The organism is Brasilonema octagenarum UFV-OR1, from assembly GCF_963888615.1.
GTDB classification, from domain to species: domain Bacteria; phylum Cyanobacteriota; class Cyanobacteriia; order Cyanobacteriales; family Nostocaceae; genus Brasilonema; species Brasilonema sennae.
In genome coordinates, this window is record NZ_CAWPKW010000187.1 from 1 (window position 1) to 16,368 (window position 16,368).

15 protein-coding genes and 2 pseudogenes are annotated in these 16,368 nt (G+C 42.3%); 9 read left to right on the forward strand and 8 right to left on the reverse strand.

From position 1 onward, the window contains the following. Positions 1 to 476 (reverse strand): DUF192 domain-containing protein (locus AC5590_RS12950; RefSeq protein WP_169264093.1); only part of this gene is annotated, 476 nt, incomplete at its 3' end. Between the two features lie 334 nt (positions 477 to 810). Further along, positions 811 to 2,448: an ATP-binding protein gene (locus AC5590_RS12955; protein WP_169264094.1), complete on the reverse strand. Its 1,638-nt coding sequence runs from the start codon at positions 2,446 to 2,448 to the stop codon at positions 811 to 813. 274 nt (positions 2,449 to 2,722) lie between these two features. Between AC5590_RS12955 and AC5590_RS12960 the strand changes: the two genes are divergently transcribed. The 7 genes from AC5590_RS12960 to AC5590_RS12990 all read left to right on the forward strand — a co-directional run bounded on the left by AC5590_RS12960 (position 2,723) and on the right by AC5590_RS12990 (position 10,824). Further along, positions 2,723 to 3,301, forward strand: coding sequence for a hypothetical protein (locus AC5590_RS12960; RefSeq protein WP_169264095.1), 579 nt, complete (start codon positions 2,723 to 2,725; stop codon positions 3,299 to 3,301). 13 nt (positions 3,302 to 3,314) lie between these two features. Continuing rightward, the gene (locus AC5590_RS12965; protein ID WP_169264096.1) at positions 3,315 to 3,644 is read left to right on the forward strand and encodes a hypothetical protein; all 330 of its coding nucleotides are present in this window, start codon (positions 3,315 to 3,317) and stop codon (positions 3,642 to 3,644) included. A gap of 1,073 nt (positions 3,645 to 4,717) precedes the next feature. Beyond that, entirely contained in the window at positions 4,718 to 5,827 is a 1,110-nt protein-coding gene (locus AC5590_RS12970; protein ID WP_169264097.1) for a tyrosine-type recombinase/integrase, read from the forward strand. Further along, positions 5,827 to 7,293, forward strand: a complete 1,467-nt coding sequence (locus AC5590_RS12975) for a tyrosine-type recombinase/integrase (RefSeq protein ID WP_169264098.1) — start codon at positions 5,827 to 5,829, stop codon at positions 7,291 to 7,293. The genes AC5590_RS12970 and AC5590_RS12975 overlap by 1 nt, the downstream gene beginning before the upstream one ends. Next, the gene (locus tag AC5590_RS12980; RefSeq protein WP_169264099.1) at positions 7,286 to 9,400 is read left to right on the forward strand and encodes a site-specific integrase; all 2,115 of its coding nucleotides are present in this window, start codon (positions 7,286 to 7,288) and stop codon (positions 9,398 to 9,400) included. Before AC5590_RS12975 ends, AC5590_RS12980 begins: the two co-directional genes overlap by 8 nt. Positions 9,401 to 9,635: 235 nt before the next feature. Next, a complete protein-coding gene (locus tag AC5590_RS12985; RefSeq protein WP_246163647.1) occupies positions 9,636 to 9,902 on the forward strand; it encodes a hypothetical protein in 267 nt (88 codons plus the stop codon). Continuing rightward, the gene (locus AC5590_RS12990; RefSeq protein WP_169264100.1) at positions 9,886 to 10,824 is read left to right on the forward strand and encodes a DUF6262 family protein; all 939 of its coding nucleotides are present in this window, start codon (positions 9,886 to 9,888) and stop codon (positions 10,822 to 10,824) included. Before AC5590_RS12985 ends, AC5590_RS12990 begins: the two co-directional genes overlap by 17 nt. On the opposite strand, the gene AC5590_RS12995 is transcribed toward AC5590_RS12990, so the two are convergent. The 4 genes and pseudogenes from AC5590_RS12995 to AC5590_RS13010 all read right to left on the reverse strand — a co-directional run. Then, positions 10,813 to 11,082: a WGR domain-containing protein gene (locus AC5590_RS12995; RefSeq protein WP_169264101.1), complete on the reverse strand. Its 270-nt coding sequence runs from the start codon at positions 11,080 to 11,082 to the stop codon at positions 10,813 to 10,815. The two genes, AC5590_RS12990 and AC5590_RS12995, sit on opposite strands and share 12 nt — an antisense overlap. A 178-nt stretch (positions 11,083 to 11,260) precedes the next feature. Further along, on the reverse strand, positions 11,261 to 11,530 hold the full coding sequence (locus tag AC5590_RS13000) for an HNH endonuclease (RefSeq protein WP_169264102.1): 270 nt from the start codon (positions 11,528 to 11,530) through the stop codon (positions 11,261 to 11,263). A gap of 217 nt (positions 11,531 to 11,747) precedes the next feature. Beyond that, positions 11,748 to 11,934, reverse strand: a pseudogene (locus AC5590_RS13005) (transposase); the annotation flags it as partial. Then, a pseudogene (locus tag AC5590_RS13010) lies at positions 11,888 to 12,116 on the reverse strand (hypothetical protein); the annotation flags it as partial. The pseudogenes AC5590_RS13005 and AC5590_RS13010, both read right to left, overlap by 47 nt. Before the next feature lie 158 nt (positions 12,117 to 12,274). On the opposite strand from AC5590_RS13010, the gene AC5590_RS13015 reads away from it, so the two are divergent. Further along, entirely contained in the window at positions 12,275 to 12,832 is a 558-nt protein-coding gene (locus AC5590_RS13015) for a hypothetical protein (RefSeq protein WP_169264103.1), read from the forward strand. 116 nt (positions 12,833 to 12,948) lie between these two features. On the opposite strand, the gene AC5590_RS13020 is transcribed toward AC5590_RS13015, so the two are convergent. Together AC5590_RS13020 and AC5590_RS13025 are read right to left on the reverse strand one after the other, a co-directional pair. After that, positions 12,949 to 13,617, reverse strand: a complete 669-nt coding sequence (locus AC5590_RS13020; protein ID WP_169264104.1) for an Eco29kI family restriction endonuclease — start codon at positions 13,615 to 13,617, stop codon at positions 12,949 to 12,951. A 44-nt stretch (positions 13,618 to 13,661) separates the two neighbouring features. After that, positions 13,662 to 14,870, reverse strand: coding sequence for a DNA cytosine methyltransferase (locus AC5590_RS13025; protein WP_169264105.1), 1,209 nt, complete (start codon positions 14,868 to 14,870; stop codon positions 13,662 to 13,664). 376 nt (positions 14,871 to 15,246) lie between these two features. On the opposite strand from AC5590_RS13025, the gene AC5590_RS13030 reads away from it, so the two are divergent. Further along, the gene (locus AC5590_RS13030; RefSeq protein WP_169264106.1) at positions 15,247 to 16,203 is read left to right on the forward strand and encodes a tyrosine-type recombinase/integrase; all 957 of its coding nucleotides are present in this window, start codon (positions 15,247 to 15,249) and stop codon (positions 16,201 to 16,203) included. The last annotated feature ends 165 nt before the right edge of the window (positions 16,204 to 16,368 follow it).

Here is a 16,368-nt window from a genome sequence, read left to right on the forward strand (position 1 = left end):
GGTAATTCGATGACTTGGTTTACAGGGTACACTGAATTGTATTTAGGACATTCCTGAGTTGTACAGGGTGGTACATTCCTGACGATATGTTTAATTTCTCCACTTTTAAGAAATATCATATCTAGGGGAATGTGAGTATCCTTCATCCACAAGCTAATTGGTTCTGATTTGTTGATAACAAATAGCATCCCGTGGTTGTTCGGTATTGACTTGCGGAATTTGAGTCCTTTGGATAGTTCTTGGGCAACTCTAGCTACCTCTAGTGTGATAGTTTGGTTATTACTAGTAAAGGTTGCACTAACAGGTAGATACTGGGGTTGATGATTCCAAAAGTAGAGTGATAGGGGTGAGAGGGCAGCAGTAAAACCAGCAATTGGTCCAACGACAAAGAGAATTTTGAAGAATAGGCTTTTTGGTGAAGTTTGTGCGCCTTTTGTTTGAATTATTCTTTGAGTGGTTGGTCTTGTGACTTTCATAATTTTAGATAAGTAAAGTGATAAGGTGGTTAAAGAGCGTGAACAGTGAACAGTGACCAGTGACCAGTAAACAGTGAACAGTGAACAGTAAACAGTAAACAGTGAAGGAGTCAGGAGGAGCCAGCACTGCGGGAGGGTCTCCCTCCGTAGGTGTCTGGCGTTCAGAAGTCAGGAGGAGCCAGTGCGGTGGACGGGTCTCCCGGCATAAAGCACCTGGCGTTCAGAAGTCGCAGTTCTTTATTTCTTCCTTCTGAATACTGAATTCAGAATTGCTGAATTCTTCTTCAAACTGATAACTGATAACTGATAACTGATAACTGATTTCTGACGTTTGCTAGCTGAAAATATTGATGTTTCCAACAGCAAACTTACTTTCATCTCGCAGGCTACTAGGTAAAGCTTGTTGGTCAGCTTTATTACGCATCGACTCGACTCTATCGGCTTCGCGGATAGCAAGCGGGTTGATTTGGCGGCGTTCTTCAAGCAGCGCTTCAATGGTTAATTCTAGGGGTGGGAGTTCTGAGGATGTGTAGGTATCTTCTGCTGTCATCGTGCAAAAAATACTAAAAGCAGCACGCTCAACAATCGTCTGGATTTCAGATCCTACGCAACGGTTAGTCGCTTTCAGGATACGCCGCCATTCGTCCTCGCTCCAGGGGTCGTTACTATTGCGGAAGCGCTTGTCAAATCGGGCGGCATGAAGCTTAAATATTGTATGTCTTTCCCCATTGTTGGGTAGGTCTACCTTAAATAAATAGTCAAACCGTCCAGCGCGGGTGAGTTCGGGTGGTAACCATTCCATCCGGTTAACCGACGCGATGACCAGTACGTCTGATGTGCGCTCTTGCATCCAAGTCAACAACTGACCCGCAAGCCGTTTGGCCAGGTCGTCATCCCCAGCGAAGCCTTTATCGAAGTCGTCAAAATACAAAATTACTTGGTTAAGCCTATCTACCAGTCGCAATAAGCGTTTGAGTTTAACTTCTGCTTGATTACCAAAACTTCTAAAGTTACCCCAATCGACCATGATGAGGGGAATCCCCATATTTTGAGAACAGGCTTTTGCTGAGTGTGATTTTCCCGTTCCTGGTGGTCCTACGAGCATGATACCCTTGGGTACACGCAGATTGTATTGTTTGGCACGCGGGGTGAGCAATCGCTTGAACTTTTTGAAGGATTCCTGCATGAGTTCTAATCCCCCAAGTTGCACTTTTGGTGGAGGTAAAAACTCTATATCATACAAGCGGTTGAGCAATTGAATTTTTCTTGATAGTAGAAGTTTAGCTATCTCGCTGGAATTTCCGGTAGGGTGAGTTTTTTCAATATCTTTGAAGCAAGAAATAATATCAGAAATATACAATCCAGCACTACTATATGCAATTTCCAACCAGTCTTGGTCTGTATATGTTGAAGGGAGAATTTTACTATTAATTAAATTGTCAATAATTTCTTGTGTATCTGGCAGTTCTTGTGTCCATAAAGGAATAATAGCCGCCATTTCGCTTGTTATCTCGGCGTGGTGTCCTAGTAATATAGTAGTTTTCCCGCTATCTTGGTTGGAATGCTTGAGGTTAATTAGGGACGACTTAATCCATGACGATACAATCAAAAAATCGGCTGATTGATTGTTATTTTCTTTTATCCAAGGGAAGATATTCTCAACAATTAATATCCCGATTTCAGAATAACCCTTCCAAAAATTGAGTACTTGAAAATAGTCTTCTTTATTTTGTTTGACGGTTGGTTTATAGTCATTGAACTCTCGCAGAATGAGATTTTCTTTCACGCCGACAGCTAGTTCCTTAATACTGGACTCATTGAGATTCCATATGTAAGCTTTATTACCTGTATTTTGACAGTAAGCAGCGATACGGGTGAGGAGGCGGTGACGTTCTTGGAGGGGGGATTCGCAGGCGATGACGGGATAATTATTGGCAAGAAGGTCTTCTAGACAATTAAAGCTGGATTTCATTTAGTGTTGCTTGTAGCTTCTTAGAAGCAATCCTAACTAGAAGGGATGGAATTGGCAGCTGATAATTTTCTAATTTTTGGATGAAAAACATTAGAAAAAAGTTAGTTGATTTTCAGTATTTTGTTGATTGAATTGCTGGTTGTGAATGTAGATAATTGCGAAGAGTTCTCCTGAATCCTTACGTTTTTCGTTTTTCAAAAAATCAATATGAAGATTTTACAATCTGACTGTAACAACTCATCTGAGCCATGTGGTATGAGGAGTTAGTGCAGCTATGGCAAAGACACCAGAATATCCAATTGTTGTTATCCCAGAGTTAGTTAAAGAGAAAAAACAGTTTACTCCTTTAGTTTTTCCGGACGGACAGGGAGATGCACCAATCGGTGCGAGTGAAGGGTTGTTTGAAAATGTTCTCAAACATTATTTCGGTGAGATTGTTTTCCCACAACAAGTGATGCTTCCTCCAGGACATCAGTTAGCATATACGGCTGATTTTCTTATTGTCGAGCCTAATACGCGCTTACACATAGACCTCGAAGTAGACGAACCTATCTCATTTGCGACTGGGAAGCCTACCCACTGCATTGGTGAGGACGACTATAGAAACAAGTGTTTTGTTGATGCAAACTGGCTAGTTATTCGGTTTGCAGAGGAACAAGTCTCGTCTCAACCAGAACGCTGCGCTCGGTTTATCGCTGGTGCTCTAGCACAACTAACGGGTAACGATACTTATCGTCGTCAACTACTGAATGTAGAGAAGGTTACTCCTATGAAGCAGTGGTCATACCGTCAGGCATCGAGTTTGAAGAAAAAAGATTACCGCCAGGGTTACCTGCAAGAGAGAAAGAATTAGGAGATTTGTCAAGATGAGTAAGTGTACTACATATTACATTCAAGCCCAGCAAATAGACCAACTTGTCGAGTATTTTGGCACAACACTAGAAAAACTTACCCCGGTTGATAAGCTGGCATTGCGGGCAACATTAGCATATTGGCTGTTTCACTTAGAAGTGGCTGATTTAAGTGAGTATACTTTAAATCATGCTTTAGAAGATACAATGCAGGGATACTCAGAAGACTGCCAAGTTAACCTAAAAAAGGCAATTGCAATTTTAGAGGGTATTGGGAGAGGCGAAGCAGAGGGACTAATCGAAGCTCTTACAGATCAACTGCGTTGGCGTAATACAGGATACTAACCTTCTCTGCCTATACCGAAATTAGTTTAAGTTCCCTTAATCGTTCTTGGAGATTCACTACTTCAACCTCCCAGAATTTTTCCATTGCCACATAGAGCTTTTCAAACTCTGCTGGCTCGCTTTCTCCAAGGAGGCTTATCGCTTCGCTCCTGGGTGTAGGGGTGTAGGGGTGTGGGGGTGTAGGGGAAAGAGTTGAAAATGTACACCCCGCCCCCAGGAGCAATGGGGTTTAAAACCCCACCGTCAAATACGGTGTCTTTAATCGGTTGGGGTCATTAACCCCAACAGAAGTGCTTTCCCCCCCCTACACCCTTACACCCTTACACCCTTACACCCCTTCTTCTTTATTCTTTGCTCAAGTTCAACTTCATCTACTTAATATTTCTCATCTAATTGGTTAAATGCTATTCCGTATTTAACTTATAGGCTAAATAGTTCTTGTGAAGGGAACACTTTTGTTTGGTTGTAGATACTTTATTTTTGCTCTTGTCAGATGTCCGAATCTTGGATTTTTCAGTTAATGTTTCGGTTGTTGCTACTGTATGTTTTATAGATGTAGTGCAGTTGCAGTGTTTTTCAAAAGCGACGGATATCTCTAACAAAAATTGGAAAATAAAGAGACTAGAGAATCCGTAAATAAGAATGAAGAGAAGTCCCGTCAGCATAGACTGTGCTAATTCCATGATTCTAACTCCTGTTGATATAAATAGTAACTAGCTATTTTCTGAAGCGATATCCGAGCTTTCTATTTACATCAAGCGTTAGCTTATGTAGTTGTTAATAGCTACCGCAATTTCAAACCTAGCAGCTTCAAATCCCAGGTATACCCCTCCAATTCTACAAAATCAACTGGCTACGAATATATCTTCAATTGATTTGTCTTAAATTACTGGTTTTGTTACCACAAAGAGAGTTGTCCTGGTGATATATTTCCCCGTCGTCGCGTATGGAACAGCATGTGACAGCTGCTTTATATAGACAACAACAACCACTTCTACAACGTAGAAATAACAACAACAACAGCCCTAATTTTTGCGTTAGGGTAGAAACAAATTAATTTCCACAACGTAGAAATGGCCAAGGTAGAATGGGCAATATCCCCTCACACAGAAGAACGATTTAGCTGTGTCTTCGACTACCAAACCTGCTTACCCATAGAGCCAATCCAAAGGTTTTTGAACTATTGTAGAAAGCGACAATTAGCACCTAACACAGTCAGTACATACGCTTATCGACTGGTAGACTTTTGGCGCTGGCTAGAATCCAAATCTCTCAACTGGTATGAGGTTGGGTTAAATGAATTGGCAGACTTTGTGAATTGGTACTTGCTAGGTGGTGAAGTTGAAGCAATCTCAGAAAATGTTAGAGAAATTGTTGCCAAAAGGAGTCCTCGCACTGTCAATCAAGCAGTCACCGCCATCCTTGAATTCTATACCTATCACACAATTGAGGGCAGGATTGAGGAAAAACATTTCACGAAACTAACGCACGGTTGGGGAAAACGAGGAGGCTTTCTTAGAGGAATCGCTAAAAGCAATCCACAAAAGAGCAAACGCATCAAAATAAAAGAACCGAAACTCTTCGGTGGTTGTCTACTAGATGAAGAAGTCGCAGCCTTAGCCAACGCCTGTACAACTTATCGAGACAGGTTAATTATCATGCTGCTGCGCTCAACAGGAGTGCGGCGGGGAGAACTGTTAGGATTACACCTGGAAGATGTGAAAGACTTAGATGTCAGTGGACGCATTCGGATTGTACGCAGAGAAGACAATCCTAATCGCGCAATGGCTAAAGGAAGAGAACGAGAAATCCCCATTCTTTTCCAACGGTCAGCTATTCAAGAGACCTTTCATGCCTACTTATTAGAAGAATATCCGCATAGAGCCGAAACTTTGGGACATGGAATGTTATTCGTCAATTTATCAGGTAAGTGGGTAGGACAAGCGATGTCTTTAGTTCGCTTAAATAAATTATTTGACCAACTCCATAAACGAACAGGAATTAAAGCACATCCGCACTTATTTCGCCATACCTTCGCTACTAGAATGCTGCAAGATAATTATCTTGACCAATATGTACAACAGCTTTTAGGACATCGTTCAATTGTCACAACGAAAGACATTTACAGTCATGTTCTTGATGAAATGACCCTAGAGCAATACTTAAGAGAAGAAGAAAATTAATGGCTTCAGCATTTACCTCAGAGACATTACATGAGCGAATTGCACTCTCTGAGTTAGGGAAACAGTGGATTAATGACCCTTTAATGAATCAAGATGTTTGGTCACTGTTAGAGTTAGGTTATAGCCAAGAAGAATGTCGAATTAATGGACATTATCATCTCTACTTTCACAAGTTTTCACTCCCTTGGTTAAAACATCTGACCCAACTAACCATTAAAGCCAGCATTCGAGAGCGATATTCCCTCGGTCGTATTATTCATCGCCTTGGCTGTTTAAACCATTTAGATCGTTTTTTATGTAATCATGGATATACACAACCCCAATCTTTGACAGAAGCACTCCTCCATCAATTTATTAGCGAAATTAATAGCGGTAATCGTCAGAATGCGATTGCTTATGCCCTCAATCTTTGGAAAGAAGAACAGTGGCTAGAAATTTCCTTTATCCCCATCAAACTTAAACAAAATTCTCCTAAAATCGAGACAATTCCAGAGGAAGTACTTTACCAAATCTACGAAAAATTTGACTTATTCCCCCCGACAATTGAAAGACTGTTTCGCTTGCAATTGGTTTTAGGTTGCCGCATTGGAGAAATTCTCACTATGCCACGCCATAGCCTCAAACAGGAAGGCGACAAATGGTTGTTACTACGTTGGTTTGAAAAACGCAAACACTGGCGATTTGTTCAGATTCATCCTAAGGTAGCCGAATTAGTTCAAGAACAGCAGAGATTCCTCGATGCTCAATTTGGAAGAGATTTTGAATTCGATAAACTATTTTGTACCGTTTATAGTCCCCAAAAAAGTATTCCTTGGGCTGACAGAGAATTAGATACAGTACTGTGCTATCAACCCCAAACAATTACCAGATTGAGAATTAGTACCTGGCTAACTAATTTTCGAGAGGTAGCAGACTTAAAAGACAAACATGGCAACAGATTTAAACTAACTAGCCATATGTTTCGTCGCACAAAAGCCAGCATTATGGCTCATTGTGAAGTAGAGGATGAATATATCGCTGCCGTACTAGGTCACAGTTCCTTAGATATGCTACCTCATTATCGTCAGCGTTCGCTTATCAGGTTAGAAAAAGAAGCTAATCTCAAAGGTTATGTAGATATGTATGGTCGAGTTACTTCTTTTAAACCAAGAAAAACTAGGTATGAAAAATTAGCTAATCTCCTCAAAGTTAGTACCCCCTTGGGAGAATGTCATCGTCCTACCATGTTAGGAGATTGTCAACATCGCTATGCCTGTCTAAGCTGTCCTCATCATCGCGTAACACCCGAAGATAAATCACAGTTAGAAGCTGACTTGAAGCGCTTACAGCAAGACCATTATCAAGCGCAAAAAAATGGACAGTCAAGACGAGTGACTGAGATTAATAACTTATTAGCTTTAATCCAAAAACGTCTTGACGGTTTGTCAGAATTACAACATCTTCAAGAGCATAAAACTAATGGGTAAACGCAAGCATCCACCAATTTCAATTCACCAAACCCTTGACGGTACTTTACAAGTAAATTGGTCAGAGAACTATAATCATGAATTCGTTTGTCTCCTTTGTAATCGCGGACGATTGAGCCATTTTTATTACGATAAGACAACACTGTGTCAAATTCAATTAAGCTGTGAAGCTTGCCACAAATCCACTCCCCTCTCTTGTCAACTGAGAAAGTCACCACCCATCTCAATTCATCAAACGCTTGACGGTATTTTACAAGTAAATTGGCAAACAGATTATGCTGGCGAGTTTATTTGTCCCAACTGCAACCAGGGAAAAATTAACAATTTTCATCACTCTCAAAAACCAATTTGTAAACTGAGACTTAAATGTGATTCATGCTCTCAGATCACCAACTTAACTTGTGAAGTTCCTCAACACCCACCTATCTCAATTCACCAGACCCTTAACGGTACTTTACAAGTCAATTGGAAGACAGATTATGCTGGTGAGTTTATCTGTCCTCATTGCCATCAGGGACAACTCAACAGATTTTCTTACTCGAAAGGATCTGTTTGCAAACTGAGATTGGGATGTGATTTTTGTCATCAAGTAACATACCTGACTGGTAAATTTAAACATTTACCAATTTCCATTCACCAAACTCTTCAAGGAACTCTATCAGTCAATTGGGCAGAACAGTATGTTGGCGAATTTATTTGTCCTCAGTGTAATCAAGGACAAATAAGCAAATTTCATTATGACGATGGACTTAGTTGTCAACTCAAACTAGGATGTAACTCTTGCTCCCTTAAGACTCTGCTTTGTTGTCAAGTTCCACCTCAGTTTCACAGTTATCGCCAGCATTTAGTTTGTCCTAATCCCCTGTGCCATCAAATTGGCCCTGATGGACAGAAAGGATGGATTTACGAGACCTTTGGGACGAGTAGCAGCCAGAGTAATTGTCGCTGTTACTTCTGCCACATAAATTTTCACCCTAACGCCACAAGTTATGGCAGTTGGGTTGGGTATCAACAACAAGAAACTTTATTAAATTTCTGTTTTGATGATGATGTTTGGGATTTTCGCCATTTTATCAAAAACCCACCCGTGAAAATCCTTAACTTTAAGTCAATTAAACCTGAGTGGTTTCGTGTCCTAGTCAAGCAATATCTATATTCTTTACTCAAATCAGGTAGGTATTCTGCTAGCGCAAAACCGATGAATTCTCTAGTGACTTTGCGTCAGTTTAGTCAAATTTTGAAGCAACATCATGTCCACCAACTCCCTGATATTAAGCGAGAACTCATCTTAACCTTTCTCGACCTCAATCAAAGTAACTGTAATCGAACCATTCGAGAAAAGCTATATATCCTCAAAGATTTTTTTGATTTTTTAGGATTAGAATCTCAAAGCTTAGTTCGTCATCGAGATATTCCTAAACAGACAATTCAGGACGTGGATTGGTTGGATGAAATCACCCGTCAAGGAATTAAACAGCATCTCGATAAAATTCCTGCTCCTGTTGCTCGTCACTACTTAGTGCAAGAATATACGGCTGCTCGTCCAGCAGATATCTGTCAGATGGCTTTTGATTGTTTAGTTGAAGAAAATGGTCAATGGTATATCAAGTTTTATCAGCATAAAGTGGAACGATGGCACAGACTACCTGCTTCTCGTGAGATTAGACGAGTTATTGAACAACAACAGCAATGGATTAGGAAAACCTTAGGTTCAGATTACTCCTATCTGTTTTGTCATTTTAGAAGTATTAAACAGAGTTCTTACCCATCATTTTCTAGCATCAAACCATTACCCAAACCCCCGCAAGTAACAGCAGATGAAAACTCAATGGTTCGTCTTATTCGTCTGTTGATAGAGCAAGAAGACATCCGTGATAGCAATGGTATTAGACCCTACTTTACAGGTAAGATTACCCGCGCTAGTCGCCTGCAAGAAGTGAGGGCTAAACATGGAATGGAAGCAGCTCAACTCTATGCTGACCACCTCAGTAGTGAAACGACATTTCAGCACTATGCGCCTCCCACTAGGGAGCAAGTAGCGGCAGTAGATTTACCTTTTCAGGAACTTCTACTGAATTCACAAAACCGCTTCCTCCCGCTTCATTAAAACCGGAAAAATCTGCCAGCCTCATTACTAATTAGTTGGTTTAGCGCCAACGATCTGGGCGGAAAAATCGCCCAAACCTGAGATTTTGATGGTATGCAGGAGTATTTATACATGGGCGATTTTTCCGGAGGCTGGCAGATTTTTCTACGTTTAGACCCAACCCTGGCAAACCTTACCTGAAAGTCTTCTCAAAAACCCAAGAGCCTACGAACTCGACCTGGAAATTTCACCTCGTTTGGCGGTTTATGGTCACTGCACCCTTGACCCCAAAACAAACTGTATCTACAACCTCTATCCCAAATGTTACGGCTGTGGTAGTTTCCGCCCCAGTACAAACAAATTACCTCTTTATGAACGGCAATATGCTGGAGAACAGAAACGCATGGAGTCAGCTAAACAAGCCGGGGCTGCCCTCGCCTATTCTGAATCCAAGGCTACCCTAGAAGCAATGGATAAATGGCTATCAGATTTGAGGAGAGTTGCTAATGGCGAAGCAACTTAATCGGGAAAAACAGGCTGCTGTCCTTCGGTCAGCTCAACAAAAGCGAAAACAGCACAAACGTGAACAAGTGTTTCGCGCTATTGAAGAGATTCAAAAAAGCGGTAAACCCTTGACCTTCCCCAATATTGCTAAGGTGGCTGGCTGTTCCATTTCCTACCTCTACAAATGGACAGAATTAACTGAATACATTCATGATTTACAATCGCGAAAAACACAACAACTCAACTCATTAGAGGAGAAACAACCTGGACCCCATAGCCTCAAAACTCTCTCTGAAGTATTCAAGCAACGGATTCGAGAACTGGAGGCTGAAAATAAAGAATTAAAGCGACAGAATCAGAACTTGAGGGGTCATGTTGCTGAAATCTTCGAGTTGAGATCCGAATGTGAAAGACTGCGAACACAAATTAAGCATTTGACCACACCTGAATCATCCCCAAAAGTTGTTTCTTTGAACTCGGTTCCCAACAAGTCTGATAGTGCCGAATTCAAGAATCTATCTCAAGAGATTACTCGTTTAATTACCGAAATGGGCATCAAAATCGGTGTTAGATTAAAACAGGAAATAGCCAAACATGAGCCAGAGAGGGTGAAGTTGGCAATATCCGCCTTCAGGCAGTACCGAAGCCATAACAGCATTGAGAGTCCCGGCGCTTGCTTGCTGGCAATGATTCGTGATGAAGCTGAACCTAATGTTCCTCAGAAGGCGATGACTCCTCTTGAGGATGAGTTTGAACGTTGGTATCGTCAGGCTATTGAGAGTGGTTTCTGTCAGGATGTTCCGAAAAAATATTTACCTATACAGCAAGGAGAAATTTTGGTTAGAGTCAGTAATGATGAATTTTTATCAGGTTATGAACTACTCTCCTGGCGAATAGCTAAAGCGAAAATGGAAGATAATGAGAATTCATCAATATCTTGACTCAGGGTCAACTCTTTTATACCCTCGCTTGGACCTTCGCTCTTGCAGCTTGTAGTAAGTTATTAAAGCAGCTTGATAATCTTTGCAATCTAAATCTTTTGACTTGCCGAATCCTCGATAGATGGCACTGCCCCAAGTTTTGGTGATAATCCACTCTCCAAATAGGTTTTGGCAAAGGGTTAAGGTGTAGAATCGGGTATCTCTTTGCCACTTCGATTTCAGCCATTTGTCAAGTTCGTAGGCAATTTTTACAGTCATCTCAACCACGTTTTTGCTGATCCGGGAGCAAGAATCTATCAACACAATGATTTTAATAATTAGGCACCCAAAAGTGCGGTACTGAGTCAAAAATACCAGTTACATTTTGTAAATTTTTCTGTTTTTTGAAAAAGGAGTTAACATGGGTTACGTTGTAGAAGAGTTGAACAAAAGTCAGTCACATCAACCTTTCTACGACGTGGATTCTACATAAGCTGCTGCATAAAGCCGCGAGATTTTCGTTTCGATTGTCTTCGGGCGTGTAATTCCAGTGGTGGACAACTAATGTTTTGATGCTGCGTTCCCTACGAGATAATCCTTCTTTTTTATCAGTTGGACGTAAGCATTGCATACCGCAGCGCGTGCATTTCCAGTCAGATTTTGATTTGACCTCAAGCGCGATAGTATCCCAGTTTAAAGGATAGCGGTTGCGGTTTTTGCCAGTCATCAATCAGTTCCTTTTGGATTCTATGAAACTAATTCTGATTATACCGATAATATTTATCATTAATATACTTAGTTTTGTTATAGCAATCCTATCTGATTTTTGTGAATCACAAAGTAGAGACGCTTAACGCTTAACGCTTAACACCGAAGAAGGAATAAAGGTGTACCTAGCTTCGCAAAAATCAGATGATGTTTTAAAAGTCGAAGTAGGTCAAAAATTATGCGAGGCGTCGAATCATAATACGTATCATTGCAATATAGATAAAAGTCTCTAAGGTTTCTGGTAGTCGTTCATAATCTTTACTTAAACGCCGACACCAATTAAGCCCTACATAAGTTCGCTCTACAACAAGCGCGTTTAGGTAAATGGACAAAACCTTTCAACTCTTGGGGTCGAAGAACAATTATCATAGTCTTCTTCAGACCCGCAGTTAAACATATTTTGTTTTTCGTAAAATCTTTCAGCCCTTGGTAGGGAATGCAGCCCAACTCTACCTTCTAACCCTAACTCAACACTTCTAAGGAATTGCGAAATTTAATAGTGCTTTACCAACACCTTTAAATTGAGGTGGACGTTGAATTTCGATAAATTCAAGGTCTTAGCGCTTGGGCATGATCACTGCCGTCGCAAATTGTGTCGATTTGTAACAATTTTGAAAAATATGGACACAATTAATACTCAGTAAATTCCAAGGTTCCGCCAAACCTTTTACAATTAATTAGTCGATATCAATAATGATATCAAATGCCAGACCAAAAATCCCCACCAAGCGAGATGATTCGTGTGCCCGTTCCACTCATTGGGGTGGTTCGGCGACTATCAAAGTTACACAGGCAGGGTCATACAATTGCCTTGCTGCAAGCCTTAGAGGAATTGCTACTCCGATTTGATATCAAGAATGATATCGATGTAACAGCAGGCAATAAATCAGTCAAACCGTTAGAAGAAAAGCTCTTGAAACTGGAATCCCATCTTGTTGCTCAAGGCTCCTCGGTGGAGACAAAACTAGAAGTTATCACTAAGAAGCTAGAGTTAATCGAACGGGCAATTGCCTCTGGGAGATTAAGTCACAACACTAAACCGCGAAGACTTGCTTACCCGTACCAACAAACACAAGTTGAACTACAGCCTAGGACAAACGAAAGCCTTGCCCAAAGACTTGGTGTCACTTCCCAAGGCCTCGTCGCTGAAAGAGAAAACAAGAGCGCTAAAGAATTTTTGAGTTGGTCCCGGAACCGCGATCCTATGAGTATTGCTTGGGAATGGAAGGCAAGGGACGGATTATACCACCCCCAACGATAGAGAATATATCTCCTCAATAATTATAAAGAAATGCAAATCAATACTTGACCTTTTTTGAATTTGAGCCCGAAGGGCGAGTGACGAATAGCGATGGCGATGCACGAACCGTGAGAGAATTATTTACTAGGAAGTCGTCCTTTCCCTCGTGCATCTTCCGACGGTTTCGACGGGCATCCCAACCGCGCACATATATTTTGGCAGTGCTGCGTCACTTGCGGCTGTAAGCTGGCAACAGTAACCGGATTGGCTGGTAACTGTTCGGCAAACAACCGTCCTGGATGGATTTCATCCCACATCGAACGCATCTGTGCTAAGCGTCCCTTACCAGGGGCATGGATACCAAAGCCAGAAATAATACTGCACCAAACAGGCTGAAAATGTCTTATCAGTATCGCTTCGCCCCAAGCAACCAAGTCCACTGCCATCGCCACGACTGTAAAGTGAAACTCGGCAACATCAAGATTGGGTGCAGTGCGAATGGAGTTCCTATGTTCTCTTAACCGCCCAACTAGCCCTCCAGTAACGTTTCCTTTCCCAGTACGCTTGCCAGGATTCTCCGCTTTGCCAATATAAATCGGCATACAGCATGAGTTTTGGTTCGCATAAGTAATATCTGCGTACAAAGGAAATTGTCCTCGATAGTAAAGTAAATAAACGCCAACATAGCCCGCCAACTCTTCTTTGTGCTGTTCTAATTCGGTGAGTTCTTGGCATTGCTGTCTAGCTTGAAATTCAATTAACTGTTCGCGTAACGTGGCTGGTGCTTGGAAGACCTCTAATGGCATGAATAATAATTGCACTTACAGCAACTACAATTTTCCTGCCAGTGTTAGTTCTTGTAAAGCTCGCCACGGAGAGTATCCCCGTGGCAGACTTTACGTAAATGGCTGCGGATGCTAGAAGCAATCAAATAAGCAAGGGTAACAGGAACAGCATTACCAATTTGACGCATTGACTCACCCCAAGCGCAGGGAAAGTAGTAATCATCAGGAAACGTCTGTAACCTTGCCGCCTCTCGCACCGTGAAATAGCGAACTTGTCCATCAGGCAAGGCAAGCATATTTTCCCCACCAGGGACACCATGCACCCCTGCTTTTAAGGTTTTGGCTGGTTCATCTAAAGGGCTGCCCGTATGTCCTGGGTACGATCTGGCTCCCGGAATATAAATGTGATTGGGTATATGTGAAGCCATATCAGTGTTTTCGGGAGGTGGCAAGTCAGCGATCGCATCCCGGACAGTACACCAAGGGGCGCTCATGCTACCCAACAAATTTGCACCAGTACGTTGCAGACGGCTACGAAGTTTGGCGCTCATCTGGGGACGCTCTTTACTGGAAATGCTGTGGCGTTCCCAATATTCCCCAGTAATCCACTTATGCCAAATAAGCGCTTGGTTCGTATGTGTTGGTTCAGGGAAAGACCAGTTTGCTTTCAAATCAGACCGAAAGCCAACAATAAAAACCCGCTCCCGCTTTTGCGGTACGCCATAATCAGCTGCATTGAGCAATCTAAAGGTAACGTGATACTCAAGGTCATCGCTCTTCCCACTATTATGATGACGCTCCAGTCGTGCCAAGTGGTCAGCCCAAAATTCATCCGGCTTGGGCTGAGCTTCTGGATGGGTTAGCTGTAAGATAATATACTCAAAAAATTTTTGAAAATTACGACGCAGTAATCCACGTACATTCTCAATCAGGAACGCTTTGGGGCGTAATGCGCGTACTGCCCGGAAGAACTGGGGGAACATATCCCGTTTGTCGAGAAAAGCACCATGCCTACCGCCAATTGAAAAGGGCTGACAAGGTGGACCACCAGCTAAAAGGTCAATTTCTTCCGAAATCGTGGAATAGTCAAAATCTGTCACATCCATATTGTGAATATGCCAGTCGTCCAAAAGGGCAATCCCGAGCCGTTGATTCTCACGGATCGTGTGACAACTGTGCTTAGAGAGTTCCACAAGTGCCAGATGATGAAAGCCCGCCTTGGCACAGCCCATCGCCAAACCTCCAGCACCTGTACATAACTCTATCGATTTCACTCGTTCCAATTTCAAAGCAATTGCTGCAAAACATCTTTATGATATACCCACAAGACACAGTTCTGTTCTTTGCTGGTGGATACTGCTTCGAGGCTCTTAACAAAGGGGGTTTGGTGATGGAGATTTATACCCCACCACCAAACATACCACTTGATAGTTATGGGGGGTCTCTTACTCCCGGAAACAGGAACGCCGAAATTGCGGAAAACTGTTAAGCGTTCCCAATAATCGCTGTTCCCTATTAAGCGTTAAGCGTTAAGCGTTCCCTATTCCCTTCTTCGATAATAAAGAAATGCAAACAATGCTTGACGAACGGCAATTGCGATGCACGAACTGTGGGAGAATGATTGACTAGAATACAAGTTCTGATAAAAAAATGCGCGCACCCTCAGTTCCGGCGCTAGTTCTAAGCGAGCCATTACCACTGACGCTACACCCAGCGGCGGTGTATCTCGATAGTCTTGCACCTGGGTCGCGCCCGACTATGGAACAAGCTCTCAACGCGATCGCGGGTTTGTTGAGCAACGGCGACTGCGATGCGATGACATTAAACTGGGCAGCATTGAGGTATCAACACACCGCTGCTGTTCGTTCTGTTCTGATGAAAAAACACGCCCCAGCAACAGCGAATAAAATGTTATGTGCGTTAAGGAGGGTGTTGCAAGAAGCGTTCAAACTCGACCTCATAAGTGCCACTGACTACCAAAAAGCTGTAGATTTACGCAGTATTAAGGCGAGTAAAAAGCAACGAGGTAGGCGACTAAAACCCGATGAAATTACTGCACTCATTCGGGTTTGTCAAGCTGACTCCTCACCGCTGGGTGTGCGGGATAGCGCGTTAATTGCACTACTGCGGTGTGGGTTAAGAAGGGCGGAAGTGGTGGCGCTGCATTTGAAAGATTTTGATGCGACAACTGGTGCGTTAGAAATTTTGAGCGGTAAAGGTGAGAAAGACCGGACGGTGTATATGCCGACCACTGCAATTGCAGCGATTTCTGATTGGCTTACGATACGCGGTAGCAGACCGGGACCTTTGTTGCATCCGATTCGCAAGGGGGGATTTATCGGAGATTACAAGCGCATGACTCCCCAAGCGGTGTTCATGATTGTGCGAAAACGCGCATTAGAAGCCAGAGTTGAGCGGTTTTCTCCCCATGATTTTAGAAGGACGTTTTGTTCTGACTTATTTGATAGCGGGGCTGATATAGTAACGGTACAGCAACTTGCCGGACATACTAGCCCGACGACGACGGCAAAGTATGACCGGCGCGGGGACGAAACCAAGCGTAAGGCGATGGAAAAATTGGATATTGCTTACATACCCAGGAGTTAAGTATTAGTCTGCCAAGGTAAGTTTGCACTCTTTAACAGCAGCAAGAAAAATCTCTTTCTCCCCCATTCCCCCACAGCACGATTATCATTCTTATACACATTTATTTATACTCAAAGATGTATTGACAAAATTCACTCACTTTTAACTTGTTCCGAATGCACCACT